This window comes from Streptomyces sp. NPDC127595 (assembly GCF_042671685.1).
Lineage (GTDB): Bacteria > Actinomycetota > Actinomycetes > Streptomycetales > Streptomycetaceae > Streptomyces.
In genome coordinates this window covers 412,530-438,780 of the sequence record NZ_JBHXWK010000004.1, presented here as the reverse complement: position 1 = coordinate 438,780, position 26,251 = coordinate 412,530, and the positions used below count along the sequence as shown (strand labels likewise).

At 69.6% G+C, this 26,251-nt stretch carries 22 protein-coding genes; 12 read left to right on the top strand and 10 right to left on the bottom strand.

Annotated elements, in window-relative coordinates; translation table 11 throughout:
* The 4 genes from ACFVKT_RS16085 to mce all read right to left on the bottom strand — a co-directional run bounded on the left by ACFVKT_RS16085 (position 1) and on the right by mce (position 7,106).
* Positions 1–1,005, bottom strand: coding sequence for an ABC transporter ATP-binding protein (locus ACFVKT_RS16085; RefSeq protein ID WP_385731763.1), 1,005 nt, complete (start codon positions 1,003–1,005; stop codon positions 1–3).
* A 251-nt stretch (positions 1,006–1,256) separates the two neighbouring features.
* Positions 1,257–2,192 carry a cellulose-binding protein gene (locus tag ACFVKT_RS16080; protein WP_384390060.1) on the bottom strand — a complete coding sequence of 312 codons (936 nt, stop codon included), beginning with the start codon at positions 2,190–2,192 and terminating at the stop codon, positions 1,257–1,259.
* A gap of 382 nt (positions 2,193–2,574) precedes the next feature.
* Entirely contained in the window at positions 2,575–6,423 is a 3,849-nt protein-coding gene (scy, locus tag ACFVKT_RS16075; protein WP_385731761.1) for a polarized growth protein Scy, read from the bottom strand.
* A 242-nt stretch (positions 6,424–6,665) separates the two neighbouring features.
* Positions 6,666–7,106 carry a methylmalonyl-CoA epimerase gene (mce, locus tag ACFVKT_RS16070; protein ID WP_385731759.1) on the bottom strand — a complete coding sequence of 147 codons (441 nt, stop codon included), beginning with the start codon at positions 7,104–7,106 and terminating at the stop codon, positions 6,666–6,668.
* A 146-nt stretch (positions 7,107–7,252) separates the two neighbouring features.
* Here mce and ACFVKT_RS16065 point away from each other — a divergent pair, with 146 nt between their 5' ends.
* The 3 genes from ACFVKT_RS16065 to ACFVKT_RS16055 all read left to right on the top strand — a co-directional run bounded on the left by ACFVKT_RS16065 (position 7,253) and on the right by ACFVKT_RS16055 (position 11,121).
* Positions 7,253–8,455, top strand: a complete 1,203-nt coding sequence (locus ACFVKT_RS16065; protein ID WP_385731757.1) for an acetyl-CoA C-acetyltransferase — start codon at positions 7,253–7,255, stop codon at positions 8,453–8,455.
* Positions 8,456–8,493: 38 nt separating this feature from the next.
* Complete coding sequence (gene meaB / locus ACFVKT_RS16060) at positions 8,494–9,450, top strand: methylmalonyl Co-A mutase-associated GTPase MeaB (RefSeq protein ID WP_385731755.1); 957 nt, start codon at positions 8,494–8,496, stop codon at positions 9,448–9,450.
* Between the two features lie 411 nt (positions 9,451–9,861).
* Positions 9,862–11,121 carry an MFS transporter gene (locus tag ACFVKT_RS16055; RefSeq protein WP_385731753.1) on the top strand — a complete coding sequence of 420 codons (1,260 nt, stop codon included), beginning with the start codon at positions 9,862–9,864 and terminating at the stop codon, positions 11,119–11,121.
* A gap of 99 nt (positions 11,122–11,220) precedes the next feature.
* Here the strand turns inward: ACFVKT_RS16055 and ACFVKT_RS16050 are convergent, their stop codons facing one another.
* From ACFVKT_RS16050 to ACFVKT_RS16035, 4 genes are all read right to left on the bottom strand, one after another.
* The gene (locus ACFVKT_RS16050) at positions 11,221–11,697 is read right to left on the bottom strand and encodes a MarR family winged helix-turn-helix transcriptional regulator (protein ID WP_385731751.1); all 477 of its coding nucleotides are present in this window, start codon (positions 11,695–11,697) and stop codon (positions 11,221–11,223) included.
* Positions 11,698–11,788: 91 nt separating this feature from the next.
* Positions 11,789–12,586, bottom strand: coding sequence for an AIM24 family protein (locus ACFVKT_RS16045; RefSeq protein ID WP_385731749.1), 798 nt, complete (start codon positions 12,584–12,586; stop codon positions 11,789–11,791).
* Positions 12,583–13,233, bottom strand: coding sequence for an AIM24 family protein (locus ACFVKT_RS16040; RefSeq protein ID WP_385731747.1), 651 nt, complete (start codon positions 13,231–13,233; stop codon positions 12,583–12,585). Before ACFVKT_RS16040 ends, ACFVKT_RS16045 begins: the two co-directional genes overlap by 4 nt.
* Before the next feature lies 1 nt (position 13,234).
* Positions 13,235–13,867, bottom strand: coding sequence for an AIM24 family protein (locus tag ACFVKT_RS16035; RefSeq protein WP_384390143.1), 633 nt, complete (start codon positions 13,865–13,867; stop codon positions 13,235–13,237).
* A gap of 225 nt (positions 13,868–14,092) precedes the next feature.
* On the opposite strand from ACFVKT_RS16035, the gene ACFVKT_RS16030 reads away from it, so the two are divergent.
* From ACFVKT_RS16030 to ACFVKT_RS16015, 4 genes are all read left to right on the top strand, one after another.
* On the top strand, positions 14,093–14,440 hold the full coding sequence (locus ACFVKT_RS16030; protein ID WP_385731745.1) for a DUF3817 domain-containing protein: 348 nt from the start codon (positions 14,093–14,095) through the stop codon (positions 14,438–14,440).
* Positions 14,437–14,730: an MTH1187 family thiamine-binding protein gene (locus tag ACFVKT_RS16025; RefSeq protein ID WP_365440933.1), complete on the top strand. Its 294-nt coding sequence runs from the start codon at positions 14,437–14,439 to the stop codon at positions 14,728–14,730. Before ACFVKT_RS16030 ends, ACFVKT_RS16025 begins: the two co-directional genes overlap by 4 nt.
* A 239-nt stretch (positions 14,731–14,969) precedes the next feature.
* Positions 14,970–16,757 carry a glycosyltransferase family 2 protein gene (locus ACFVKT_RS16020; RefSeq protein ID WP_385731743.1) on the top strand — a complete coding sequence of 596 codons (1,788 nt, stop codon included), beginning with the start codon at positions 14,970–14,972 and terminating at the stop codon, positions 16,755–16,757.
* A gap of 3 nt (positions 16,758–16,760) precedes the next feature.
* Positions 16,761–18,716: a galactose oxidase-like domain-containing protein gene (locus tag ACFVKT_RS16015; protein ID WP_385731741.1), complete on the top strand. Its 1,956-nt coding sequence runs from the start codon at positions 16,761–16,763 to the stop codon at positions 18,714–18,716.
* 15 nt (positions 18,717–18,731) lie between these two features.
* Here the strand turns inward: ACFVKT_RS16015 and ACFVKT_RS16010 are convergent, their stop codons facing one another.
* The gene (locus ACFVKT_RS16010) at positions 18,732–19,730 is read right to left on the bottom strand and encodes a glycoside hydrolase family 6 protein (protein ID WP_385731739.1); all 999 of its coding nucleotides are present in this window, start codon (positions 19,728–19,730) and stop codon (positions 18,732–18,734) included.
* Positions 19,731–19,954: 224 nt separating this feature from the next.
* On the opposite strand from ACFVKT_RS16010, the gene ACFVKT_RS16005 reads away from it, so the two are divergent.
* The 4 genes from ACFVKT_RS16005 to ACFVKT_RS15990 all read left to right on the top strand — a co-directional run bounded on the left by ACFVKT_RS16005 (position 19,955) and on the right by ACFVKT_RS15990 (position 23,751).
* Positions 19,955–20,464: a MarR family winged helix-turn-helix transcriptional regulator gene (locus ACFVKT_RS16005; protein WP_385731737.1), complete on the top strand. Its 510-nt coding sequence runs from the start codon at positions 19,955–19,957 to the stop codon at positions 20,462–20,464.
* 100 nt (positions 20,465–20,564) lie between these two features.
* A complete protein-coding gene (locus ACFVKT_RS16000) occupies positions 20,565–20,903 on the top strand; it encodes a DUF3817 domain-containing protein (RefSeq protein WP_385731735.1) in 339 nt (112 codons plus the stop codon).
* An 83-nt stretch (positions 20,904–20,986) separates the two neighbouring features.
* Entirely contained in the window at positions 20,987–22,687 is a 1,701-nt protein-coding gene (locus ACFVKT_RS15995) for a methylmalonyl-CoA mutase (RefSeq protein ID WP_385731733.1), read from the top strand.
* A gap of 281 nt (positions 22,688–22,968) precedes the next feature.
* Complete coding sequence (locus ACFVKT_RS15990) at positions 22,969–23,751, top strand: hypothetical protein (RefSeq protein ID WP_385731732.1); 783 nt, start codon at positions 22,969–22,971, stop codon at positions 23,749–23,751.
* A gap of 27 nt (positions 23,752–23,778) precedes the next feature.
* On the opposite strand, the gene ACFVKT_RS15985 is transcribed toward ACFVKT_RS15990, so the two are convergent.
* On the bottom strand, positions 23,779–24,405 hold the full coding sequence (locus ACFVKT_RS15985; protein ID WP_385731730.1) for a TetR/AcrR family transcriptional regulator: 627 nt from the start codon (positions 24,403–24,405) through the stop codon (positions 23,779–23,781).
* Positions 24,406–24,680: 275 nt separating this feature from the next.
* On the opposite strand from ACFVKT_RS15985, the gene ACFVKT_RS15980 reads away from it, so the two are divergent.
* On the top strand, positions 24,681–25,667 hold the full coding sequence (locus ACFVKT_RS15980) for a tetratricopeptide repeat protein (protein WP_385731728.1): 987 nt from the start codon (positions 24,681–24,683) through the stop codon (positions 25,665–25,667).
* The last annotated feature ends 584 nt before the right edge of the window (positions 25,668–26,251 follow it).

Here is a 26,251-nt window from a genome sequence, read left to right as displayed (position 1 = left end):
TCAGCCCCTCTTCCAGTCGCTGCCCCATTGCTGCTGGGGCGGTGGTGGCGGGGTCCCCGGGTGCGCCGGGTCGAGTACACCGGCGTCCGGGCTCGGGGTGTCCGAGTGCGCGTGGTACTCCACCGACTCGGCGGTGAGCTGCATGAACGCTTCCTCCAGGGAGGCCTGTTGGGGACTGAGTTCGTGCAGCACGAGCTGGTGCCGCGCGGCCAGCTCCCCGATGTGCTCCGACTTGGAGCCGTCCACCTCCAGCGTGCCGCCGCCCGTCTCGACGACGGTGATCCCGGCGCCGTGCAGCACGTCGAGGAAGCGCTCGCGCTGGGGAGTGCGGATCCGGACGTACGACCGTGAGTTCTGCTGGATGAAGTCCGCCATGGAGGTGTCGGCGAGCAGCCGGCCCTGGCCGATGACGACTAGGTGGTCCGCGGTAAGCGCCATCTCGCTCATCAGGTGACTCGACACGAAGACCGTACGGCCCTGCGCCGCGAGGGACTTCATGAGATTGCGGATCCAGTGGATGCCCTCGGGGTCGAGCCCGTTGACCGGCTCGTCGAACATCAGGATCCGCGGATCGCCGAGCAGCGCGCCCGCGATACCGAGCCGCTGGCCCATGCCGAGCGAGAACCCTTTGGCCTTCTTCTTCGCGACCGCGGTCAGCCCGACCGTGTCAAGGACCTCGTGGACCCGCGCCTTGGGGATGCCGTTGCTCTGCGCGAGACAGAGAAGGTGGTTGAAGGCGCTGCGGCCGCCGTGCATGGCCTTGGCGTCGAGGAGGGCGCCGATGTACTTCAGCGGTTCCCTGAGACCGTCGTAGTGCTGACCGTCGATCCGCACGTCGCCCGCGGTGGGCCGGTCGAGCCCGAGCATCATCCGCATGGTCGTGGACTTGCCGGCGCCGTTGGGGCCGAGGAAGCCCGTCACGATCCCCGGTCTGACGGCGAACGTGAGGTTGTTGACCGCCACCTTGTCGCCGTACCGCTTGGTCAGCCCCTCGAGCTCGATCATGCGGCCACGCTAAGACGGGGGTTGCCGCGGTGCCACTTGGGCGAGCGGGTTTTTGCCGCTTGTTCACCGATCCCCGGCCGGCGCGTCGGCGTGGGTTCGACGACGGCCCCCTACTCCCCAGAAATCGGGCGCGGGTATGACGACGGCCCGCACTCTCCAGCAAGTGGGCGCGAGTACGACGACGGCCCGCACTCCCCGGAAGAGGAGATGCGGGCCGTCGTCGATACGAGCAACTGCCGGGACGTCAGGAACTACCGGGACTGCTGAGCCGGTACCCCACGCGAGATCGGCTCGTCGTCGGCCGGCGAGGTGGCGGCGGCCACCGCGGCGCCCGTGAGCGTCGCGAGCATCTCGCGGACGTTCGTGAGCTGGGCGTTGATCGAGTCGCGGCGGTTCGTCAGAGCCGCCAGCTCGCGCTCGGATTCCGAGCGGATGCGGTCGGCCTTGGCGTTCGCGTCGGCCACGATGTCCTCGGCCTGGCGCTGAGCCGTCTCCACCGTCTGACGGGCGCGGCGCTCGGCATCCGTGCGCAGCTTCTCGGCCTCCAGGCGGAGCTGCTCCGCGCGGTGCTCGATCTCCGCGAGACGCTTCTCGGCCTTGGCCTGACGGGAAGCCAGGTCACGCTCGGACTGCTCACGCCGCTTGGCGAGGTTCGTCTCGAAGTCGGCGGCGGCCTGCGCGGCCTTCGCGCGGGTCTCCTCGAAGAGGGCGTCCGCCTCCTCGCGCTTGGACTGCGCGTCCTTCGTCGCCTCCTGGCGAAGCTGGGAAGCGTCGCCCTTGGCCTTCTCGAGGATCCGGACGCCCTCGTCCTCCGCCTTGGCCTTGCGGTCCGCAGCGAACGATTCTGCGTCGTTGCGGACCTGCTGGGCCGCCGACTCGGCGAGCTCGCGGTGCTGCTCGGAAGCGCGCCGGGCCTCCTCTCGCAGGTCCTTCGCCTCCTCCTCGGCGAGGCGGAGGATCTTCTCGACACGCGCGCCGAGACCGGCGTACGACGGCTCTGCGTCGCTGACCTGGGCCTGGGCGTTCTGCGTTTCGAGGTGGAGCTCCTCGATGCGCTTTTCAAGAGCAGTGATACGGGCCAGAGCGCTGTCACGGTCGGAGACGAGCTTCGAAATGCGTTCGTCCACCTGAGCGCGGTCGTACCCACGCCGCACAAGCTCGAAGCCGTAGGGGGAAGTGTCGCTCATGGGGTTCCTGTCGAATGAGACCGGTGAGGTGATAGGGGGAATCCTAGGGGTCAAAGCGGTGTGTCATCGAGCGGATACGTGTTTGATCTGGAGAATGACACTCCTTTTGGGTGGCTACCTGTCGGAGCGCTTGCCAGAGCCTGTGTCAAAGGTCCCTACAAAGCATGGAATCAACGCCTATCGCCAGGCCCTGTCGTCAAATTCCCGTCTGCCCCGCGACGCCATGCTCGCCCTCTCGCCGCACCGGGCGCAAACCCGAGTACGTCCAGTACGAGGGTCCACGCCCGGCACGCCGAGAGCACGCACCTACTGCGACACAAGCTGCTACCGCAGCGGGCGCGAGGCCGCCCTCCGGGCGACGACGGGACTTTGACGACAGGACCTAGCCCTCTGACACCTTGCCACCCGAACGAGTCGCACCCGCGGCAGCGCCGGCCTTGACGGCACCGTCCTTGTTGCCCGACGGGGCCTCAAAGGATTCCAACGCCTCAAGCACGTCCTGGACACGGGAGATCTCCGCATTGATGTCCTCACGCCGCCGCACCAGGACCTCGAGCTCGCGCTTGCCCTCGTCGACCGTGCGCTTCGCCTCCTGCTCGGCGTCGGCCTTGATCTTCTGAGCCTCGGCGACGAGCGAGTTCTTCTTCTGCTCGGCCTCCTTGAGGAGCCCCTCCGCCTTGCGTACGGCGGCGATCCGCACCTTGCTCGCCTCCGAATTGGCCTCCGACACCAGGTCCTTGGCCTTCGCCTCGGCCTTGGCGAGCGACTCCTCGGCGGCCTTGATGAGCGCGTCGCACCGGTCGCCCGCCGCCCGCATCGTCTCCGCCGACTCGCGGCGGGCCCGCGCGTGCAGCGACTCGATCTCGGTGGTGATCCGGTCGCGCAGCTCCTCCGCGCGCTCCCTTATCGCGGTCGCGTCCCGACGCGCGCCGACCAGCAGCTCGTCGGCGTCCCTGCGGGCCCGCTCCACCCGGGAGTTGCCCTCGACCGTTGCCTCGGAGATGAGCCGCTCCGCTTCGTTGCGGGCCGCGCCGACCATGCTGTCGGCCTGTTCCTCGGCGTCCGCCGTGGTCTTCTGCGCGGTCTGCTGGGACTCCGAGAGCAGCTTGTCGACCTCCGACGCCGTCTCCGAGATGAGGGTGTCGACCTGCTCGGCCGCCTCGGAGCGCCGCTTGTTGGCCTCTTTGCGCGCCTCGTCCGTCGTCCGCTCCGCCTCTTCGCGCGCGGCCGACGTGACCCGCTCGGCCTCCGCCTCGGCCTCGGACTTGAGGCGCTCCGCCTCGGCGCGGATCCGCTCGCTGTGCTGCTGCGCGGAGCCGACCGTCGCCGCGGCCTCGGCGCGCAGCCGCTCCGCGTCGCCGGTCGCGTCCGAGATGAGGCGCTCGGCCTTGTCCACCGATTCCGTACGGACCCGCTCGGCCTCGGCGTTCGTCTCCACCGTGAGCCGCTCCGCCTCGGACCGGGCCTCGTTGATCAGCGTGTCCGCCTGCGTGGCGGCGTCCGAACGGATCCGGTTCGCGTCCTCGCGGGCCTCGCCCCGGGTACGTGAAGCGTCCTGCTCGGCGTTGGCGATGACGTCCGACGACTCGGTGCGGACGCGCTGGGCGTGCTCGGCGGCCTCCGAACGCAGCCGCTCGGACTCGGCGATCGCATCCGAAACCGTGCGCTCCGCCAGTGCCTTGGCGGCCTCCGACGACTCGGACGCCTCCCGCCGGACCCGGCCCGCGTCCTCGCTGGCCCGCTCCCGCTCCGCGTACGCGTCGGCGCGGACCCGGTCGGCCTCCGCCTGCGCCTCGGTCCGCACCCGGTCCGCCGCGTGCTCGGCGGCGGACCTGAGACCGGTGATCTCCTCCTGAGCCTGCTCGTGCAGCCCGGCCACCGAGTCGCGCACCTGCTGCGCGGTCTGCTCGGCGTTCGAGACCATCTCGGTCGCCCGCCGGTCGGCCTCCTCGACCAGCCGTACGGCCTCGGCCTGGGCCTCCTCCACCCGCTTGCGCGCGGAAGCCAGCAGCTCCTCGCTCTGCTCGCGGGCCCGCTCACGCTCCTGGTCGGCCTCCTGGCGCGCCGAACCGAGAAGCTCCTCGGCCTCGCGGCGGCGCCGTGCGGCCTCCTCCTGCGCGGCGGCCAGCGCCTCGGCGGCCTCGACCGCAAGACGCTCGGCCGCGGCCTGTGCCTCCGCCCGTACCCGGTCCGCGCTGTCCTGCGCCTCCGACTTCAGCCGCTCGGCCTCCGCCGCGGCATCCGAACGCAGGCGTACGGCGATGTTCTCGCCCTCGGCCCGGGACGCGGACGCGTCCGCCGCGGCCTCGTCGCGCAGCCGCTCGGCCTCCGCCTCGGCCTGCGCCTGGAGCGTACGGATCCGCTCGGCGGACTCCGAACGCAGCCGGTCCGTCTCCTCGGCGGCCTCACGGCGCAGCCGCTCGGCCTCCGCGCGGGCCTCGCCGAGCGCCTGCTCAGCGGAGGCGACCCGCTGTTCGGCCTCGGTGTGCAGCCGGGCCAGCCCCTCGGCGGCCTCCTCGCGGCGGGCCGCTATGGCCCGCTCGGTCTCCTCGCGCAGCGCCTCGGCGGCCCGCTCGGCGTCCGCCCTGACGCTCTCGGCCTGCTCCTCGGCCTCCGTGCGGTGCCGCTCGGCTTCCGTGCGGGTGCGCTCCAGGGTGTCCTCGGCCTGCCGGCGCAAGGTTGTGGCGCGCTCGATGGCCTCGGTGCGGACCCGCTGGCTGTCGGTCGTGGCGACCGACCGCTGCTCGTCGGCGTCCGCCTTGGCCTTGGAGAGCAGTTCCTCGGCGGTCTTGGCCGCCTCCTCGATCTGCTGGACGGCCTCGCGCCTGGCCTCGCTGCGGATCCGCTCGCCCTCGGCGTTGGCGTCGCCGCGCAGCTGCTCGGCCTCGCCGCGCAGCCGGCGCGCCTCCTCCTGGAGCTCGACCGTCTTGGCGCGGTACTCCTTGGTGTCGTCCTTCGCCGTGCCCTTGAGCTGCTCGGCGATGTCGTGCGCCTCGGCACGCAGCCGGTCCGCCTCGGCCTCGGCCTTGCTGCGGATCCGCTCGGCCTCCTCGGTGGCGGCCTTGGTGGTCGACTGGGCTTCCTCGGACGCCCTGTTCAGGACCTCCTCGGCGGTACGGGCCGCCTTGGCGAGCTGGGACGCGGTCTCCTCGGCGGTGAGACTGCGCGCGTTCTCCTCGGCCTCCGCGACGATCTTCTCGGCCTTGGCCTTGGCCTCCGCGACGACCTGCTCGGCGTCGGCCTTGGTGGTCTCGGCCTCCTGACTGGCCTCGTTGACCAGCCGGGCGACCTGCTCCTTCGCAGTCCGCGTGCGCTGCTCGTTCGTCGACTCGGCGGTGGCCAGGGCCTTGGCCGCGGCCTCCTTCGCCTCGGCGAGGGTCTTCTCCGCCTCGGCCCGCGCCTCCCGCAGCGCCGCCTCGGCCTCGGCCGCGCGCTGCTCGGCGGTCCGGTTCAGCTCGGTGGCCTGACGGCGGGCGGAGTCCGACTCGGTCGCCGTGGAGCTGCGGAGCTGCTCGGCGTGGTCGGTGGCCTCCTGGGCCTGGGTGGACGCCGCGTTCAGCAGCCGCTCGGCGTCCGTGCGGGCCCGGCGCAGCAGCGCCTCGGCCTCGGCGCGGGCCGACTCGGCGTCGGCGTTCAGCCGCTGGCGGGCCTCGGCGGCGACCCGCTCGGCCTCCGCGCGGGCGGCGGCCAGCGCCTGGTCGGCCTCGGCGCGCGACTCCTCCAGGAGCCGGCGGGCCTGCTGCTCGGTGCGGGCGCGCAGCTGCTCCGCCCACGCCACGTTCTCGTTGACATGCGACTCGACGGTCTGCCGGCGCTCGCCCAGCTCCTGGTCCAGCTGCTGGCGACGGGTGACCGCCTCCTGGTGCAGCTCCGCCTGGAGACGGGCGGCCTGCTCGGCGTGCTCCTGGAGGATGCGCTGGGTCTGCGCGCGGGCCTGACTCATCTCGCGCTCGGCGTCGGCGCGCAACTGGTCGGCCTGGATCTGCGCATTACGAAGGAGCTGCTCGGCCTGGTAGCCGAGGTCACCGCCGTCGTAGGCAGGCCGGGTCGCCAGACTGCGGCGCGCCTCGTGCAGCTTGGCGCGCAGCACCTCGACTTGATAGCCGAGGTCCTCGGCGTGCTGGACGGCCTTCTCCCGCTCGGTCTTCAGCCGCTCCATCTCGGCCTCGAACCGAGAGAGGTGGTCGACGTCAGCCGCCGGCTCTCGCTCCTGGCGTTCGTAGCCCCGCACTGCGCGGTCCCATCCGTCCCCTGGTCGCAAGTCTCTCCAAACGAGCTCCGTCCATCCGCCGAACGGGGCCCCCGGGGAATGGTGTCAGATCACCGGCGGAGCATGGGCCGCTGCCCGGACGCTCGTCCCGCCTGTCCCCCGAAAACCTGGACCCCGGCCCTCGAATCCCAATGAGTAAGGACCCGGACCGCCCCGCTGAGGCGGCGGCCGTCCCCAACCCTACCGGCCCATATGTACGAGGGTCAGTGCTCAGGTGACTCAACAGGCGCCGAAGTCACCAGTTCTGTCAGCACGCCATGGCAATCCTTTGGATGCAGGAACGTGATCCGGGATCCCATCGACCCGATCCGGGGCTCGTCGTACAGCACCCGTACGCCCTTGTCCTTGATGTCGGCGGCGTCGGCGTCCACGTCCGCGGTGCCGAAAGCGATGTGATGGACGCCCTCGCCGTTCTTCGCGAGCCACTTCGCGACGGTGGAGTCCTCGCGGGTGGGTTCGAGGAGCTGGAGGTAGGAAGCACCGCCGTCGGAGGTGCCGTTGATCCTGATCATGGCCTCCCGGACACCCTGCTCCTCGTTGATCTCGGAGTGGAAGACCTCGAAGCCGTATGTGGCCCGGTAGAACTCGACGGTCTTGTCGAGGTCGAAACAGGCGATCCCGATGTGGTCGATTCGCGTCAGCATGGAGTCAGTGCAGCGCTCCTGAGGTGGTTACGCAACGTGCGCGCGATCACACTCCACGCCGGATGACGGGTGGCCTACCGCTCAGTACATTCAAAGTAAACCCTCGTTCACTCCTCAGCTGTGCAGCTGGAAGGGGATCGCACCTCATGTCAGGAACGAACAGCAGTACCTCGGTGATCGTCGCGGGCGCCCGTACGCCCATGGGACGGTTGCTGGGCTCGCTGAAGTCCTTCTCCGGGGCAGACCTCGGCGGCTTCGCGATCAAGGCCGCCCTCGACCGTGCGGGTATCGGCGGCGACCAGGTGCAGTACGTGATCATGGGCCAGGTGCTCCAGGCCGGGGCAGGGCAGATCCCGGCACGCCAGGCCGCGGTCAAGGCGGGCATTCCGATGAGCGTCCCGGCGCTCACCATCAACAAGGTCTGTCTCTCGGGCCTCGACGCCATCGCACTCGCCGACCAGCTCATCCGTGCAGGTGAGTTCGAGATCGTCGTCGCGGGCGGCCAGGAATCCATGACGAACGCGCCCCACCTCCTCCCGAAGTCCCGTGAGGGCTACAAGTACGGCGCGATCGAGATGCTCGACGCCATGGCGTACGACGGCCTCACCGACGCCTTCGAGAACGTCGCCATGGGCGAGTCGACGGAGCGGCACAACACCCGGCTCGGCATCGTGCGCCCCGAGCAGGACGCGGTGGCGGCCCTCTCGCACCAGCGCGCCGCCGCCGCCCAGAAGGACGGCGTCTTCGCGGCGGAGATCACGCCGGTGGAGATTCCGCAGCGCAAGGGCGAGCCCGTCGTCTTCAGCGAGGACGAGGGCATCCGCGCCGAGACCACGGCGGAGTCGCTGGGCAAGCTGCGCCCGGCCTTCACCAAGGACGGCACGATCACGGCCGGCACCTCGTCCCAGATCTCGGACGGCGCCGCCGCCGTCGTGGTCATGAGCAAGGCGAAGGCACTGGAGCTGGGCCTCGACTGGATCGCCGAGATCGGCGCCCACGGGAACGTCGCGGGGCCGGACAACTCCCTCCAGTCACAGCCCTCCAACGCCATCCTGCACGCCCTGAAGAAGGAGGGCCTGGACGTCTCGGACCTCGACCTGATCGAGATCAACGAGGCCTTCGCGGCCGTCGCCGTGCAGTCAATGAAGGACCTCGGGGTGTCCACCGACAAGGTGAACGTCAACGGCGGAGCCATTGCCCTGGGTCACCCGATCGGGATGTCCGGCGCACGGCTCGTCCTGCACCTCGCCCTCGAACTGAAGCGGCGGGGCGGCGGTGTCGGCGCCGCCGCGCTGTGCGGTGGCGGCGGGCAGGGTGACGCGCTGATCGTGCGGGTACCCAAGGGCTGACACACGCTTTTCGCCTACGCCTAGTGAACGGAGCTGTGATGGAGGACGTCGCCTCGCTGGTGGCCCAGGCCAGAGAAGGCCGGCCGCGGGCCGTGGCCAGGCTGATCTCCCTGGTGGAGGGGGCGTCCGAGCAGCTCCGCGAGGTGATGGCGGCGCTGGCACCGCTCGCCGGCAACGCGTACGTCGTCGGCCTCACGGGGTCGCCGGGCGTGGGCAAGTCGACGGCCACGTCGGCGCTCGTGACGGCCTACCGGAAGCAGGGCAGGCGGGTCGGCGTCCTCGCCGTCGACCCCTCCTCGCCGTTCTCCGGAGGCGCGCTGCTCGGTGACCGCGTGCGGATGTCCGAGCACGCCTCCGACCCCGGGGTGTACATCCGCTCCATGGCGACCCGGGGCCACCTCGGCGGACTCGCCTGGTCGGCGCCCCAGGCGATCCGTGTCCTGGACGCCGCCGGCTGCGACGTGATCCTTGTCGAGACGGTCGGCGTCGGCCAGTCCGAGGTCGAGATCGCGTCCCAGGCCGATACCTCGGTCGTCCTCCTCGCCCCCGGCATGGGCGACGGCATCCAGGCGGCCAAGGCCGGAATCCTGGAGATCGGCGACGTGTACGTCGTCAACAAGGCCGACCGGGACGGGGCCGACGCCACCGCCCGCGAGCTGAACCACATGCTCGGCCTCGGTGAGTCCCGCGGGCCCGGTGACTGGCGCCCGCCGATTGTCAAGACCGTCGCCGCGCGGGGGGAGGGCATCGACGAGGTCGTCGAGGCGCTGGAGAAGCACCGGGCGTGGATGGAGGAGCACGGAGTACTCCTCGAACGCCGCCGCGCCCGGGCCTCCAAGGAGGTCGAGACGATCGCCGTCACCACTCTCCGCCAACGCATCGGCGACCTTCACGGCGACCGCCGCCTCAGCGCCCTCGCGGAGCGCATCGTGGCGGGCGAGCTCGATCCCTATCGGGCGGCGGATTCCCTGGTGGAGGGTCTGAGGGAGGGCTGAGGTTCGGCGTTTTTCGCCCCCTCCGCCCCTTCCCGTCCCTTGCTTCCTGGGAGCTGCTGCCCCCAGACCCCCGCTGTCGCGCTGAACGCGCTCGTCCTCAAACGCCGGACGGGCTGAAACGCTCTAGCGCGGGACGGGCTGAAGATTTCTAGCTCCGGCCGGGGAAAGATTCAGCCCCTCCGGCGTTTGAGGAGAGGGGGTCCAGGGGGCAGCGCCCCCTGGCGGGGTCTGGGGCGGAGCCCCAGGAACAAGGGACGGGTAGGGGCGGAGGGGGCGAAAACACTCCTGGTCAACCCCCCGCACCCGCTGTTAAGTTAAGCCGCATGTTCCTCTTCATGGCGTAGGGCCCGCAGACACCCGCGACCTACAAGCAGCAGCGGCCCCGCTGCCTCCCGTTGAGGAACATTTCGCATGTCTGCGCCCACCCCGCGGCCCTCGTACGCCGCAGTCCTCCGCATCCCCCACACCCGCCGCACCTTCACCACCGTCCTGATCGGCAGACTGTCGTACGGCATGGTCTCCGTGGCCATGCTGCTGACGGTGACCCGGGCGACCGGGTCGTACGCCGTGGCCGGCACGGTCCTGGCGCTGTTCGGTGCCATGAGCGTGTTCCTGTCGCCCGCGAGAGCGGCCCTGATCGACCAATACGGCCCCCGCCGTGCCCTCATCCCCATGGCCTCGCTCTACGCGACGCTGCTCGGAGCCTTCGCGGCGACCGCCTGGCGCCCGGATGCACCGCCGGCGGTACTCGGCGCGCTGGCCGTGGCGGCGGGCGCCTGCACGCCCCCGCTCGGCCCCACGATGCGCGCAGTCTGGGGCGAAGTCGTCGAGGACCGGCGGCTGCTGCAACGGGCGTACAGCCTGGACGGCGTGGCGGAGGAGATCCTCTTCGTCTCGGGGCCACTGCTGGTGGGCGGGGTGGTGCAGCTCGCACCGCCGGCCGCCGCCGTCGCGCTCAGTGCCGTGCTGGTGTGGACGGGGACGCTCGGGTTCGTCCTGTCGCCGGTGGTGGCGGGCGTACGGCCCGCTGCGGTGAAGGCCGAGCGGTCCCGGGCGGCCCGGTTGCGCGGCGGCCGTGCCCTCGCACAGCCCGTCGTCGTCGCGGCGGGCGTCGGGCTGGCGCTCGGCGCCCTCGACCTGCTGGTCATGGCCTTCGCCGGGCAGCGTCACCACGGGGACGACGTGGTGGCCTGGGTGCTCGCCGCCTTGTCGGCGGGCAGCGCGCTGGGCGGGCTGTTGAACGGCGCCGTCGACTGGCGTACGTCCGCGAAGACGCGGCTGCCGCTGATGGCCGGCGGCGTGGGACTCGCCCTGCTGGCCGCCGGACTGGCGCCGGGCCTGGGCACCCTGACCGTCGCGGTGGCCTGCGCCGGCTTCTTCGTGGCCCCGGCGCTGACCACGTCGTACCTGATCGCGGACGAGGCCGCGCCGCCCGGTTTCCGCACTCAGGCGGGCGCCTGGGTCAACACCGCCGTGAACGCGGGCAGTTCGGCCGGTGCGGCGGGCGTGGGCCTGCTGGTCGGCCGGCTGTCCCTGGCATGGTGCTTCGCGGTCGCGGGCGGCATGGCCATGGTGGCCGGTCTGGCCTCGGTACGAGGTGCGGGCGCCGCGTCCGCCGTCCCGTGCCCCCAGGGCGTGCACATGGATTCGGCGAAGGCCGACCCCGTCTGATCGGCCCCCGCGCCCCGCGAGGGGCGCGGGGGGCCCTCGGACCAGCTCGCCCTCGGACCAGCTCGGCCCACGGTCGAGGACGGATCTCCCGCCCGAGCGTTACGGCTTGCCCCGCTGTCCCCGCAGATGTTCCGCGATCGGCGTCAGTGTCTTGTGGAGTTCCTCCAGCGCCTCCGGCGACAGCAGGTCCATGAAGTGGCGCCGGACGGACGCCACATGGTGCGGGGCGACCTTCCGCATCGTCTCCAGGCCGTGGTCGGTGAGGACCGCGAACAGCCCCCGGCGGTCGGACTCGCAGTTCTCCCGGCGCACCAGATCCGCGTTCTCCATGCGCGTGATCTGGTGCGAGAGGCGGCTCTTGGACTGGAGGGTGGCGGACGCGAGGTCGCTCATCCGCATCCGAACGCCCTCCGACTCGGAGAGGTTCACGAGGATCTCGTAGTCGTTCATGGTCAGGCCGAACGGTTGCAGGTCCCTCTCGAGCTGGTAGGTCAACAGCCTGTTGACCTCCAGGTGGGTGCGCCAGGCACACTGCTCCGCATTGGTCAGCCAGCGCGTGGCCGTCTCGGTCTCCATAAGTGAAGTCTACCTAAAATGTTGAAAGGCGAACTAGTGAGGGTGTGTGACTACGCGCACGCGTTCGATGTCACACTCCGCAGACTACCGCTCACAGCCCGAAGCGACGCTGGAGGTCTCCCAGCTGTCCGGGAAGGCGCGGTGCGCCTGCCTGCTGTCCGTGCTGGCCGGGTACCCCGCTCGCGCCCGGTACTCCCGCCTGCTGCGGGACCGCTCCCGTGGCCTGCTCGGCCATGAGGGTTTCGGTGGACTGGAGCAGCACCGTGCCGGCCCCCACGAACTCGAACTGGTGCTCTTCTCCCGAGGCTCCGCCGATGCCCGTCATCGCACGTAGGCCGCCCATTACACCTGTCATGTACCCGTGGTCGTAGTGGTGGCACGGGGAGGGGCAGTCCGCCCAGCCGACCAGGGCCTGTGGGTCGACCCGGATCGGGGGTTCCATGAACACCACCGGACCGTTCGAGGCGGCCACAAACTTGCCCGTTCCGATAAGGGTCAGGAAACCCGGCACGATCGACTGCTTGAGAGCGAGAGTTGGCTGAAAAGCGAGCAGATTGCCGGAGCGAATGGTCAGGTTGCCGTCTTCCAGATCGTACGAATTCACGTCGAAGGCCCGGTCGGCGAGCAGCATCTTGCCCGAGCCCTCCGCCACGACCCAGTCGCTCGCGTGCAGAGGCGAATGGAATGACGTACGGACAAGTCGGTCCAGCCGGCCGTGTCCGATGCCGTTGAAGTCGATCGTCCCGTAGTAGGCGATCATCTTGCCCTTCTGCAGGAACCACTGGCTCCCCTTGAGCTCCACGCAGAAGGTGTAGTTGTTCACGTTGTCGTCGACCGGCAGTGTCATCGGGTCGTACACGGTCGGCCCCGAAGCTCCGTATCCGCTCACAGCTTCTCCTCCGAGGCCTGGACGTACACCGCGCCGTTGCCGCTCAGCTCCAGCTGGAACGCCTCGCCCGAGCCGCGGCCCACCATGTCGCGCCAGCCCAGCGCGGTGGACAACTTGTTGCGTACGTCGCCGTGGTGCGCGACGTACGCCTGCGGGTCGACGTGGACCGGGCGCTGCGGGGTGATCGGGATCTCGAACACGCCGCCGTGCGCCATGACGGCCACCGCGCCGTGCCCCTTCAGGGTGGTCGTGAAGAGCCCCTGGCCGGTCACCTGACCGCGCACCATGCCCATCACCCCGCCCTGCGAGCCCATGAACATCGTGCCCTGCTGGAGTGCGCCGTCGAAGGCGAGCAGCCGGTCCGCCTCCACATACAGGGTGTCGCCGGTGAGGCCGATCACCTGGATGTGGTGGCCGCCGTGCCCGAAGAGCACCGTGCCGGAGCCCTCGACGGTCATCAGCGGGGTCGCTTCGTTCGCCAGGCGGCGGCCGAGCATCGACATCACCCCGCCCTGGCCGCCCTGGATATTGGGCGTGAAGGACACGTCGCCCTTGTAGGCGAGCATCGCCCCGCGCTGGCTGAACATCCGCTGGCCGGGCAGCACGGTGGCCTCGACCATCTTCGAGTTGATCTCACGGAAGGGCATGTCACACATCCCCCGCGATCGTGTTCCGCTCGCTGGGCTGTACGTACACCAGGCCGTCGCCCTCGAAGCGGATCTGGAAGGCCTCGCCGCCGCCCTCGCCCAGGAAGGTGCGGAACGTCACACCCGACTGGAAGGACTGCCGCACATTGCCCTGGTGCGCGATGTACGCGCCCGGGTCGACGGTCAGGGGGTACTGCGCGCTCACCCGCAGCACCACCGCCGGGCCGTCCGACATGATCGCCGCCTGGCCGTGGCCCTCGACGGTCGTCGTGAACAGACCGTTGCCCTGAGTGGCCCCGCGCATGCCCGTGAACGAGGTGCCGGTACGCAGCCCGGCATCCGTCACCAGCAGATTGCTCGACTCGACGTACAGCTTGTCCCCCTGGAGATTCACGAGGTTGATCTCGGAAGCCCGGTCCGCGAACCAGCAGGTCCCGTGCCCCTTCACCTCCATCACCGTCATCTGCTCACCGGTGAGCCGCCGGGTCACCATCCCCCGTACGCCCTCACCGCCGCCGCTCATCTTCTTGAAGGCCATCTGGCCGTCGTACGCCACCATCGAGCCGTTCTTCGCCTTTACGGCATCCCCGGTCATGTCGACGGCGAGCACCTTGCTGCCTTGAAGTCGGAACATCGCCACGCTGTGAAGGTATCCGCCGGGTGCGGTCCGCCAAAAGGGCCTACGGGTGGATCTCGTCCCTGATCGGACCCCTAGGGGTCCGGGGGTTCCGGGAGTGAGCCGCCCCGCACCCCCCGCCGGGACGGCCGGAACCCGGGTGCCACAATGGCCCGGACGCTTGTGCCTGGGTTCACAAAGCGACGTTCCTGCCGAAAGCGCGACTCCCACCGAAGGTGACCCGTGGACATTAAGACCGCCAGCGCCCTCCGCCGCCTCCGTCTGGTCTCGGCCCCCGAGGCGATCTCCTTCCTCCTCCTGCTCGTCTGCTCGGTGCTGAAGCGGACCACGGACTTCAACGCGGTGCCCGTCATGGGCGCGGTCCACGGCATCCTCTTCATCCTGTACGTGATCTTCTGGGCGGACGCCTGGAACCGCACCAAGTGGGGCCCGGGGACCGCGGCCCTCTACTTCGTCCTGTCCGTCCTGCCCACCGGTGGCTTCTTCGCCGAGCGCAAGCTGCGGCACGAGGCCGAGAACGCGGTGATCGCCTCCCGCGCCCGGCGCGAGGGCGTGGTGAAGACGTCATGATCGTCGCCTTCTCCGTGACACCGCTGGGTGTCGGCGAGGACGTGGGGGAGTACGTCGCCGACGCCGTCCGGGTCGTACGCGAATCGGGGCTGCCCAACCACACCGACGCGATGTTCACCTCGATCGAGGGCGAGTGGGACGAGGTGATGGCCGTGGTCAAGCGCGCCGTCGCCGTCGTCGAGGAGCGCGCCCCGCGCGTCTCAGTCGTTCTGAAGGCGGACATCCGTCCCGGTGTGACGGACGGTCTGACGTCCAAGGTCGAGACGGTGGAACGCCACTTGTCCGCGTAGACCTCACGCAGCCGAACCCCACTTGTCCGCCTAGACCTCACGCAGCCGAACCCCGGTTGTCCGCGTGGGCCTCACGCAGCCGAACCCCGGTCCTTCTGGGCCGGGGTTCTGTCGTGTCCGGTCCGGCCGGGTCGATTACCCCTTCGGACGCGCCCAGTTCGACACGCCACCAAATCTCCACTTGTGTATGGGTATCGGCTCGTTCGATCACCGGACAAGTTCAATCACTGGAGGGCGCTGTGCGGCCCGAGGGCTACGACTACGACACCTACAGCCGTCTCGCCGGACCGCTCACGCAGCCGTCCGCCTCGGCGTACCAGGTGCAGTACACCAAGCTCCTCTCGCGAGAGCCGCACCGAATACGCGCCGTCCTGCTGATGACCTTCGCGCCGATCCTCACGGGTGTACTCCTCGTCTACCTGGTCTGGCCGAGCCACTGGGTGGAGCGCGAAGGCGGCGCACGCTGGCTGGTCGGGCTCGACATCGCGATGCTCATAGCCATCGGCCTGATCGAGCTGTTCATGGTCGTCAACGTGATCAGCATCGCGCACGCCACGATGGTGGCGCGGGACCCGATACCCGTCGAGGCCCAGGAAGGGACCCGGGTCGCCTTCCTCACCACGTACGTGCCCGGCAAGGAACCCCTCGCCATGGTCCGCGCGACCCTCGAAGGCGCGGTCGCGGTCACCCACACCGGACCCGTGGACGTCTGGCTCCTCGACGAGGGCAACGACGAGCAGGCCAAGGCGCTCTGCGCGGAACTCGGCGTCCGGCACTTCACCCGGTTCGGTGTCCCGGAGTGGAACCGCGACAAGGGCGTCCACAAGGCCCGTACCAAACACGGCAACTACAACGCGTGGATCGCGATGCACGGCAAGGAGTACGACTTCTTCGCCTCCGTCGACACCGACCACGTCCCGCTCCCCAACTTCCTTGAGCGGATGATGGGTTACTTCCGGGACCCGAACGTCGCCTTCGTCGTCGGACCGCAGGTCTACGGCAACTACGAGAACCCCGTCACCAAGGCGGCGGAGTCGCAGCAGTTCCTCTTCCACGCGCTGATCCAGCGCGCCGGCAACTGCTACCGCGCGCCCATGTTCGTCGGCACCAACAACGTCGTACGCGTCGCGGCCGTCCGTCAGATCGGCGGCCTGTACGACTCCATCACCGAGGACATGGCCACCGGGTTCGAGCTGCACCGCCACAAGAACCCGAAGACCGGCAGGCACTGGCGGTCCGTCTACACCCCGGACGTGCTCGCCGTCGGTGAGGGGCCCGCCTCCTGGACGGACTTCTTCACCCAGCAGCTGCGCTGGTCGCGGGGGACGTACGAGACGCTGTTCAAGCAGTACTGGAAGGCGCCGTTCACGATGCCTCCCGGCCGCCTGTTCTCGTACACCATGATGCTCGTCTACTACCCGATGACGGCCGTCAACTGGCTGCTGGGCATCATGAGTTGCTTCCTCTTCCTGTGGTTCGGCGCATCCGGTACGCAGGTCGCCGCGTCGGTCTGGCTGATGCTCTACAGCGACGCGGCCGCCCTCCAGATCGGCCTCTACCTCTGGAACCGGCGGCACAACGTCTCCCCGCACGAACCCGAAGGCTCCGGCGGCCTCGCGGGGATGGCGATGTCGGCGCTCTCCGCGCCCATCTACCTGAAGTCGCTGGGCGAGGCCCTGATCCGCCGTCCCAGCCGCTTCGTGGTCACCCCCAAGGGCGGCGAGACGAACCCCGACCGGCTGCTGACCTTCCGTATTCACCTCACGTGGGCGGCGCTCCTCGGCATCTCACTCGCCGCGTCGGTCGTGCTCGACCACACCCACGCGGCCATGCGCACCTGGGCGGTGCTGGCCATGGGGATCTCACTCGCCCCGGTCGGGGTGTGGGTCTCCACGCTGCTCAAGGAACGCAGGGCCCGGCCGCTGCCCCACGTGACGACCGCACGGATCACCGAGGCCGTCGAACCCGCCCTCGCGACCAGCGGCAGTACGGCCGCGGTCACCAGCTCGACGACAGGAGGCAACTAGGCCATGGCCTACCAGCCCTCGCAGAAGACGAAGAAGACCGTGCTGGGCATCGGCGGCATAGTCGTGCTCGCCGGCCTCAACGCCCCCGCCGCGCTCGGTTTCGCCAGCGAGAAGTACTACGAGTACAAGATCGCGCAGCCCGGCTACAAGGCGAAGTACGGCTCCTGGAGCCACCTCGACATCCCCGACGACTACCGCACCAACGCCATCCACGCCGCACTGCTGCACACCGGCAAGGTGCTGATCGTCGCCGGTTCGGGGAACGAGAAGCGGAAATTCGACAAGGGCTCGTTCGACACCGTCCTGTGGGACCCGACGACGGACACCTTCAAGAAGATCCCGACCCCCGACGACTTCTTCTGCTCGGGGCACGCCCAACTCCCCAGCGGCAGAATGCTGGTGGCCGGTGGCACCGCCCGCTACGAACTGCTCGAAGGCGAGGTCGAGCGGGCCGGCGGCGGTATGCGGGTGAAGAACGAGAACCCCGACAAGGCGGTCCTCCTGAAGAAGGGCACCCGCTTCCGCTCACCCGCCGGCGTCGAGTACGTCAGCAAGGTCGACGTCACGATCCCCAAGGCCAAGCGCACGCAGAAGGTCACGTACAACCGCGCGGGCGTCATGCAGCCCTGGAAGACCAAGATCGTCGCGAGCGAGACCCGCGTCTTCGTGGAGGCCACCGAGGAAGGCCCGACCTCGGCCACCGACAGGCAGGCCCAGTACGAGATCGTCGGCCTGAAGGGCAAGGACGCGGACAACACGTACGGCCTCTCCGAGAAGATCACCCTTGAGAAGCAGGACTTCCAAGGGATCAGAGCCGCCTATGAGTTCGACCCGACGGCCGAGAAGTACATCCCCGTCGACCCCATGCAGAAGGCCCGCTGGTACCCGACGCTCGTCGGGCTCGACGACGGGCGGGTGCTCGCCGTCTCAGGCCTCGACGACGTCGGTGTGATCGATCCCGGCGACAACGAGATCTACGACCCGAAGACGAAGAAGTGGACGCCAGGCCCCAAGCGTTACTTCCCCACCTACCCCGCGCTGTTCCTCACCAAGGGCGGCAAGCTCTTCTACCCGGCGTCCAACGCCGGTTACGGACCTGCCGAGATGGGCCGCGAGCCCGGCATCTGGGACCTGAAGACCAACAAGTTCGAGAAGGTCCCCGGACTGCGCGACCCGGACGAGACGGAGACCTCCGCCTCGCTGCTGCTGCCGCCCGCGCAGGACCAGAAGGTGATGATCCTCGGCGGCGGAGGCGTCGGCGAGTCCAAGAAGTCGACCCCGCGCACCGCCGTCGTCGACCTCAAGAAGGGCAGCCCGTCCTTCGAGGACGGCCCCAACCTCCCCCAGGGCACCCGGTACTTGAACAGCGTGATCATGCCGGACGACTCCGTCTTCACCACCAACGGCTCCGAGGACTACCGCGGCCGCAGTGCCAGCAACATCCTCAAGGCGCAGTTCTACGACCCCAAGGGCAACGCCTTCCGTGAGGCCGCCTCCCCGAAGGTCGGCCGCAACTACCACTCCGAGGCCCTGCTGCTGCCCGACGGCCGCGTCGCCACCTTCGGCTCCGACCCGCTCTTCGACGACCAGCAGAACACCAAGCTGGGCCACTTCGAGCAGCGCATGGAGATCTTCACCCCGCCCGCCCTGCACAAGAACGGCAAGAACCGCCCGGTGCTGGGAGAGGGCCCGGACGTTCTCGACAGCAAGCGGCGCGCGACCTTCGCGACCGAGCACCCGGAGCGCGTGGTGAACGCCCGGCTGATGCGCCCGAGCGCGGTCACCCACACGACGGACGTCGAGCAGCGCTCCATCGAACTCGGCCTCACCAAGACCAAGAACTCGGTCACCGTGGACGTACCGAGTGACCGGGCGCTGGTGCCGCCGGGCTGGTACATGCTGTTCGTGACGGACGGGGAGGGGACGCCGTCGGAGGCGAAGTGGATCCAGGTGCGGTGAACCGCCCTGCCGTGCCTACGACTTGGAGTTGCGGGCCAGGCTCAGCGCGTACTCCGGCCACCACTGACCGGCGTCCGGGCCGCCCTCGCAGGTGCCGTCCGACTCCCCGGGCCGTTTGATCCACAGATAGGCGTCCAGGGCGGGCTCGCCCGTCTCGGTGGTCGGCCGGGTGCCCAGTGCCCGGCCCGACGGGTTGCACCAGACACCGGGCAGCGGCCCGTTGCCGTTGCGGCTGGAGTCGATGACGAAGTGCTTGCCGCCGAGGTCCTGGGAGAGATGGAGGCCGTACGCCTTCGTCACAGCGTCCGTCTGGAAGTTGGAGACGTTCAGCGCGAAGCCGTCCGCGTTCTCGATGCCGGCCCGCTTCAAGGGGTCCACCAGCTTCCACGGCTCCTGGATCCAGGACGGGTTGCCCGCGTCCAGGTACACCTGGGTGTGCGGCTGCTGTTTCAGCCGGACGATCGCCTCGCCGAGCAACTGCTCGCGCTCGGCGTGGTATTCGCCCGGAGTGCAGCCGTCCACGATGTGCGCGACCGCGTCGGGCTCCAGCACCACCAGGGCCTTGCTGTCGCCGAGCGCGTCCGCGAACTTCCCGATCCAGGCCCGGTAGGCGTCCGCGTCGGGGGCCCCGCCCGCCGAGTGCTGGCCGCAGTCCCGGTGCGGGATGTTGTACGCGACGAACAGCGCCGTCCGCCCCTCCTGGGATGCCGACGTGGCCGCGGACGTGACCGCGGGGGCCGGGTCGATCTCGCCGGCCGGCCACAGCGCGACGGGCTGCCCGGCGATCCGCTCCAGCAGTTCGGCGTCCGCGGTGCGGCCCTGCCGCTCCCACAGCTGGATCTGCTCGGCGGCGGAACCGGCCGGATCGACCCAGAAGGGCGAGGCCGGCGCGGGGCTCGCCTTCTTGGTGGCGGCGCCGGCGACGGACGCCTCGTCGACGCCCGGCGCGGACGAGCAGCCCGCCGCGAGCCCGAGCACCGCGAGTGCCGCGAAGGTACGGATCAGCCGGGACATCCTGCCCCCTTGGGCGAAGGTGACTATCGGTGACGATTCGTCAGCAATCGTTGCATAGGGCGCTTAGTCGACATGGATACGACACCGGGGCGGCGGGGTTCGGCGGCCGGCCGGCAGGTGGTCCGGCGCGATGTCCGGGCGCTGTTCCGCCGGGCGTTCAGGGTCGCGGACCGAAAGGCGAGACAGGGCTGACCACGATGTGACCGGCCGGTAAGGTCTTTGGCGTGTCGAAGCCGCTCAGCCTTGCCTTTGATCCCATCGCCCGTGCCGACGAGCACTGGAAGCAGCGGTGGGGCTCGGTGCCGTCCATGTCGGCGATCACCTCGATCATGCGCGCGCACCAGATCCTGCTCGCCGAGGTGGACGCGGTGGTCAAGCCGTACGGGCTGACGTTCGCGCGGTACGAGGCGCTGGTGCTGCTCACGTTCTCCAAGGCGGGCGAGCTGCCGATGTCCAAGATCGGCGAGCGGCTCATGGTGCATCCGACGTCCGTGACGAACACCGTGGACCGGCTGGTGAGGTCGGGGCTCGTCGACAAGCGCCCCAATCCGAACGACGGGCGCGGCACGCTCGCCTCCATCACCGAGAAGGGGCGCGAGGTCTGCGACGCGGCCACCGAGGACCTGATGGCGATGGACTTCGGGCTCGGCGCGTACGACGCCGAGGAGTGCGCGGAGATCTTCGCGATGCTGAGGCCGCTGCGGGTCGCCGCGCGTGACTTCGACGACGAGTAGGGCGAGGAGCAGGACGCGGTCGTAGGTGCGGAAGGGCCCCCTCCGTTACGAGCCGGGGGCGCCCGAAGATCGCCCGAAACCGGTGGTTACGCTCGTCTCCATGAAGAAAAGCGTGCTGACCCGCTATCGCGTCATGGCCTACGTCACCGGTGTGCTGCTGGTCCTGCTGTGCCTGTGCATGATCGGCAAGTATGTCCTCGACATCGACGGAGCGACCGACGCCACCCGCGTCGTGTCCATCGCGCACGGCTGGCTGTACGTCGTGTACCTGATCTTCGCCTTCGACCTGGGCTCCAAGGCGAAGTGGCCGGTCGCCAAGCAGCTGTGGGTGCTGCTGGCCGGGACCGTTCCGACGGCCGCGTTCTTCGTGGAGCGCCGGATCTCGCGTGAGCTCGCGGACAAGGTCGCGGACGACTCTCCTGTGGTCGCCAAGGCGTAATCGCGTCATCCCTGCCGCCGTACGGGCAACCTGCGGCGGTCAGCCATCGACATTTACTAGGACGTCCTAGTAAATTCGAAGGTATGGACGCTGACGCCATCGAAGAGGGCCGCCGACGCTGGCAGGCCCGGTACGACACCGCGCGTAAGCGCGACGCAGACTTCACCACGCTCTCCGGTGATCCGGTGGGGCCGGTGTACGGGCCCCGGCCGGGAGACACGTACGAGGGCTTCGAGCGGATCGGGTGGCCGGGGGAGTACCCCTTCACTCGCGGCCTCCACGCGACCGGCTACCGAGGGCGTACGTGGACCATCCGGCAGTTCGCCGGTTTCGGGAACGCCGAGCAGACCAACGAGCGCTACAAGAAGATCCTCGCCAACGGTGGCGGGGGCCTGTCCGTGGCCTTCGACATGCCCACGCTCATGGGGCGCGACTCCGACGACCCGCGCGCGCTCGGCGAGGTCGGGCACTGCGGGGTCGCGATCGACTCGGCGGCCGACATGGAGGTCCTCTTCCAGGACATCCCGCTCGGTGACGTCACGACATCGATGACGATCAGCGGTCCCGCGGTCCCGGTCTTCTGCATGTACCTGGTCGCGGCCGAGCGGCAGGGAGTCGATCCGGCGCTGCTCAACGGCACGCTCCAGACCGACATCTTCAAGGAGTACATCGCGCAGAAGGAGTGGCTCTTCCAGCCCGAGCCGCACCTGCGCCTCATCGGCGACCTGATGGAGCACTGCGCGGCGAGCATCCCCGCGTACAAGCCCCTGTCCGTCTCCGGCTACCACATCCGCGAGGCCGGCTCCACGGCCGCACAGGAGCTCGCCTACACGCTCGCCGACGGATTCGGGTACGTCGAACTGGGCCTCTCCCGCGGCCTCGACGTGGACGTCTTCGCACCCGGCCTGAGCTTCTTCTTCGACGCGCACCTCGACTTCTTCGAGGAGATCGCCAAGTTCCGGGCGGCGCGCCGGATCTGGGCACGCTGGATGCGCGATGTGTACGGCGCCACCTCCGACAAGGCGCAGTGGCTGCGCTTCCACACGCAGACGGCCGGGGTCTCGCTGACCGCTCAGCAGCCGTACAACAACGTGGTGCGTACGGCGGTGGAGGCGCTGTCGGCGATCCTGGGCGGCACCAACTCGCTGCACACGAACGCCCTGGACGAGACCCTCGCGCTGCCGTCGGAGCAGGCCGCGGAGATCGCCCTGCGTACGCAGCAGGTGCTGATGGAGGAGACGGGCGTCGCCAACGTGGCCGACCCGCTGGGCGGTTCCTGGTACGTCGAGCAGCTCACGGACCGGATCGAGGCGGACGCCGAGAAGATCTTCGAGCAGATCAGGGAGCGGGGGCTGCGCGCCCACCCGGACGGACAGCACCCGATCGGTCCGATCACCTCCGGCATCCTCCGCGGCATCGAGGACGGCTGGTTCACCGGCGAGATCGCCGAGTCCGCCTTCCAGTACCAGCGGTCCCTGGAGAAGGGCGACAAGCGCGTCGTCGGCGTGAACGTCCACCACGGCTCCGTCACCGGAGACCTGGAGATCCTCCGGGTCAGCCACGAGGTGGAACGGGATCAGGTACGGGAGCTCGCGGGGCGGAAGGCCGGGCGGGACGACGCGGCGGTGCGCGGCGCGCTGGAGACCATGCTCGCCGCGGCGCGCGACGGGTCCAACATGATCGCGCCCATGCTGGACGCGGTACGGGCGGAGGCCACGCTCGGAGAGATCTGCGGAGTGCTTCGGGACGAGTGGGGTGTGTACACGGAGCCGCCGGGCTTCTGACCCTCGTCGCACAACGCGACGGGAACTGCGACGCGACGTGCAGCAGCCACGTGACGAGGGGCAGCCCACACGACCAAGTACAGCCCACACGACCAAGCACAGCCCACTCGACCAAGCACAGCCCACTCGACCAAGTACAGCCACGGCCGCTCCCCGGCGCCGGTCACCGGTGCGGAGAGCGGCCGTAGGTAGTCGTACTCATGACCCGGCGCCACGCGGGCGGGACCATGGACCGGAACCGCGGGCCGGGATGGTGCCGGCGGGGCAACTGGGGGGACGGCATGGGGAAGTTTCTGGTGAGCGTGTGCGCTGTGTTCGCGACGGTCGGAGCACTCGTGCTCGCGTACGCGGTGGGGGCGCCGCTGTCCGTGGTGCTGGGGGCCGCGGCGGGGGTGGTGAGCCTGCTCTGGCTGCTCGTTCTGCTGACGGTGCCGTGGAATCTCTACTTCCGCGCCCACTCGGTGCTCGGCGAGATCGCGGTGAGCCGGGAGAAGGGGCTGGAGGTCTCGCAGGAGCGGGACGCCGAGGCCGAGAGGATCGCACGTGTGATGCTGCGGGTCGCCATCGCCGGGCACTTGGTGACGGCGGGGCTCGTCGTCGCGGTCACCGCCGCCACGGGCAACGCCACCGGCTACTGGATCGCCGGGTTCTTCCTGCTGAGCACGGTCTTCCGGCCCGCGGGCGCCTACTTCGCACAACTGCGGCGACGCCTCGGCACCCTGCTCAAGGACGTGAAGTACCCCCGCGACGACGTGGTGGAGCTGCGGCGGAATGTCACGCGGCTGTTGGCGGGCGTCCGGTCGCTGGAGGAGAAGACCGAGGAGCAGTACCGCTCTCTCGCCGAACTGCGGCGCACGGTCGATGCGTTGGGCGTCTCGGTGTACGAACGCGCCGACGACGCCGACCGCAAGATCACCGCGCTGGGCCGGGAGTTCGAGGCCACGGTGAACCGGCTCACCAACAACGAGGAGATCATCACGGGGCTGAAGGCGTTTCTGCGGCTGCTGCGGGCGGGGGATGTGGTGGAAGCGGCGGGCGGCCGGTCGGCAAAGGGGGCCCTCTGACATAAGGGCCTCCCTGTCAGGGTCTGGCTACTCCGGTTCCGCCGCGCCGGCGAGGCCCAGCAGCAGTACCCGGGTGAAGCCGCGTACCCACTCCTCGTCCGCGGGTTCCGCGCTCACCAGGGTGCGGTGGACCACCGCACCCGCGACCATGTCGAAGATGAGGTCGACGGTGCGGGCGGCTGATTCGGGGTCGGGCTCCGGGGGGAGTTCGCCGCGGAGCTGGGCGCGGGCGCGGCCTTCCAGGACCAGGCACTTCTGGCGGTCGACGATGGAGGCGCGGATGCGTTCGCGCAGGGGCTCGTCGCGGGTTGATTCCGCCACCACTGCCATGAGGGCGGTCTTGGCCTCCGGGCGGGACAGGATCGCCGCGAACTGGAGGACCACACCCTCGATGTCGGCGGCCAGGCTGCCGCGGTCGGGGAGTTCGAGTTCGTCGAAGAGTTCGGCGACCGCGTCGACCACGAGCTCGTTCTTGCCCGCCCAGCGGCGGTAGAGGGTCGTTTTGGCGACGCCCGCCCGGGTGGCGACGTCCCCCAACGTGAGCTTGGACCAGCCCAGTTCGACCAGTACCGCCCGCGTCGCGGCCAGGATCGCGGCGTCCGCGGCGGCGCTGCGCGGACGTCCCGTACGGGAGGCGGAAATGCGACTCTGCATGTCAGCGACCATATCCGGCCGACCTCTGGAGTCCAGGTGCCCGCTGTGGCCGTATCCGGCGTTTATCCGAAAGCCGTGAGGGAGATCACCGGAGAAGGGCGTACACCAGGGCCTTCCGGCAGTTACGCTACGACCTGTAGCGAAAGCTCGAACGCGGCGACAACCGCACTGGTGCCAGGTGGGGACCCGGCGCCCGGCAGGACCGGTCAGGACGCAATCAGGCTGGCTTTCACAACGCTTTTCACACGCGTGCGCGGAGGGGGGAAGATGTACTCATGCAGCCACGGAACATGTCCATGAGCGGAGTCGTCGACCTCGCCGCGGTGAAGGCGGCCCAGGAGGCCAAGGCCAAGGCGGAGCAGGCGCGCGCCGAAGCGGCCAGGCAGGGTGGCGGGGGTGGGAGCGGGGGCGTTTCCCCCGCCAGCCTTGTCATCGATGTCGACGAGGCGGGGTTCGAGCGCGATGTCCTGCAGCGCTCCACCGAGGTCCCGGTCGTCCTCGACTTCTGGGCCGAGTGGTGCGAGCCGTGCAAGCAGCTCAGCCCGGTGCTCGAGCGGCTGGCCGTCGAGTACAACGGACGCTTCGTTCTCGCCAAGATCGACGTCGACGCCAATCAGATGCTGATGCAGCAGTTCGGGATCCAGGGGATCCCGGCCGTCTTCGCGGTGGTCGCCGGCCAGGCGCTGCCGCTCTTCCAGGGCGCGGCGGGCGAGGCCCAGATCCGCGGGACCCTCGATCAGCTCGTGCAGGTCGCCGAGGAGCGCTTCGGGCTGACCGGCCTGGTCGTCGACCCGGACGCCGAGCCCGGCAGTGCCCCCGCGGCGGCCCCCGAGATTCCGGCCGGACCGCACGACGCGCTCCTCGAAGCCGCCGTGCAGGCCCTGGACGCGGGCGACTTCGGCGGCGCGGTACAGGCCTACAAGAACGTGCTGAGTGACGACCCGGGTAACACGGAGGCCAAACTGGGTCTCGCCCAGGCCGAGTTGCTCCACCGCGTCGCGGGCGCCGACCCCCAGCAGGTCCGCAAGGACGCCGCGGAGAAGCCGGGCGACGTGCAGGCGCAGATCGCCGCCGCCGACCTGGACCTCGTGGGCGGGCATGTCGAGGACGCCTTCGGCCGCCTCACCGACACGGTGGCACGCACGGCGGGCGACGACCGGGATGCCGTACGGCTGCGGCTGCTGGAGCTCTTCGAGGTGGTCGGCGCCGACGACCCTCGGGTGATCGCGGCGCGCAGGGCGCTGGCGCGGGCGCTGTTCTGACCAGTACCGCGGCGGGTTCGCTGACCTGTTGCTAAACGTCCGGACACGTGATGCCCGGGTGAAACATGTGCCGGTGGGGAGAGAAGTGGCCGCGCTTTACCAAATCTTGGTAAACGCGGCCGCTGTTACTTGGAGTAAGCCAGGGGCGTTGATCTGTCGGATTCTGTCCGAGGATCAACCGGTGTGCCACCTGCCTTGACGCCACCCTGTGTTGTTGACCGATACCCGCGGGTCGTTGTTCGGTTATCCGCCCGTTACTAGCCAGTAACGAACCCCCTTGCGGGGGCGGCGAGAATGCACCAACATCGGCGACGCTCGGTCCATTCCCCCCTACCTCGACAGCCAATCGGGTCAAGGGGTTTTCTGGGTCCCCACCGAGTAGGGCCGACGGCAGTGGCGCCGGCCCTTGGACAGGGGGGTCTTTGCCCATCGGCGGAGCCTGTCCAGCAGGTTGTGCGTGATGTGCGTCAGGCGCGACCAGTGGTTGTCGCTCGGGGGTGATCGTCAGTGATTCGGGCACGGTAAGCGCCTGAAAGTACGGGCGCTCTCCTTCCCGAGGACGTAGCACTTCTCCCATCCCTGCC

What these genes read in the sequence shown, in the direction of transcription:
- ACFVKT_RS15995 (WP_385731733.1), top strand. Translation starts at nt 20,987, where the DNA reads ATGGACGCTGACGCCATCGAAGAGGGCCGCCGACGCTGGCAGGCCCGG.
- ACFVKT_RS16055 (WP_385731753.1), top strand. Translation starts at nt 9,862, where the DNA reads ATGTCTGCGCCCACCCCGCGGCCCTCGTACGCCGCAGTCCTCCGCATC.
- ACFVKT_RS16085 (WP_385731763.1), bottom strand. Translation starts at nt 1,005, where the DNA reads ATGATCGAGCTCGAGGGGCTGACCAAGCGGTACGGCGACAAGGTGGCG.
- meaB (WP_385731755.1), top strand. Translation starts at nt 8,494, where the DNA reads ATGGAGGACGTCGCCTCGCTGGTGGCCCAGGCCAGAGAAGGCCGGCCG.
- mce (WP_385731759.1), bottom strand. Translation starts at nt 7,106, where the DNA reads ATGCTGACGCGAATCGACCACATCGGGATCGCCTGTTTCGACCTCGAC.
- ACFVKT_RS16000 (WP_385731735.1), top strand. Translation starts at nt 20,565, where the DNA reads ATGAAGAAAAGCGTGCTGACCCGCTATCGCGTCATGGCCTACGTCACC.
- ACFVKT_RS15990 (WP_385731732.1), top strand. Translation starts at nt 22,969, where the DNA reads ATGGGGAAGTTTCTGGTGAGCGTGTGCGCTGTGTTCGCGACGGTCGGA.
- ACFVKT_RS16025 (WP_365440933.1), top strand. Translation starts at nt 14,437, where the DNA reads ATGATCGTCGCCTTCTCCGTGACACCGCTGGGTGTCGGCGAGGACGTG.
- ACFVKT_RS16050 (WP_385731751.1), bottom strand. Translation starts at nt 11,697, where the DNA reads ATGGAGACCGAGACGGCCACGCGCTGGCTGACCAATGCGGAGCAGTGT.
- ACFVKT_RS15980 (WP_385731728.1), top strand. Translation starts at nt 24,681, where the DNA reads ATGCAGCCACGGAACATGTCCATGAGCGGAGTCGTCGACCTCGCCGCG.
- ACFVKT_RS16040 (WP_385731747.1), bottom strand. Translation starts at nt 13,233, where the DNA reads ATGCCCTTCCGTGAGATCAACTCGAAGATGGTCGAGGCCACCGTGCTG.
- ACFVKT_RS16065 (WP_385731757.1), top strand. Translation starts at nt 7,253, where the DNA reads ATGTCAGGAACGAACAGCAGTACCTCGGTGATCGTCGCGGGCGCCCGT.
- ACFVKT_RS15985 (WP_385731730.1), bottom strand. Translation starts at nt 24,405, where the DNA reads ATGCAGAGTCGCATTTCCGCCTCCCGTACGGGACGTCCGCGCAGCGCC.
- ACFVKT_RS16080 (WP_384390060.1), bottom strand. Translation starts at nt 2,192, where the DNA reads ATGAGCGACACTTCCCCCTACGGCTTCGAGCTTGTGCGGCGTGGGTAC.
- ACFVKT_RS16010 (WP_385731739.1), bottom strand. Translation starts at nt 19,730, where the DNA reads ATGTCCCGGCTGATCCGTACCTTCGCGGCACTCGCGGTGCTCGGGCTC.
- ACFVKT_RS16015 (WP_385731741.1), top strand. Translation starts at nt 16,761, where the DNA reads ATGGCCTACCAGCCCTCGCAGAAGACGAAGAAGACCGTGCTGGGCATC.
- ACFVKT_RS16035 (WP_384390143.1), bottom strand. Translation starts at nt 13,867, where the DNA reads ATGTTCCGACTTCAAGGCAGCAAGGTGCTCGCCGTCGACATGACCGGG.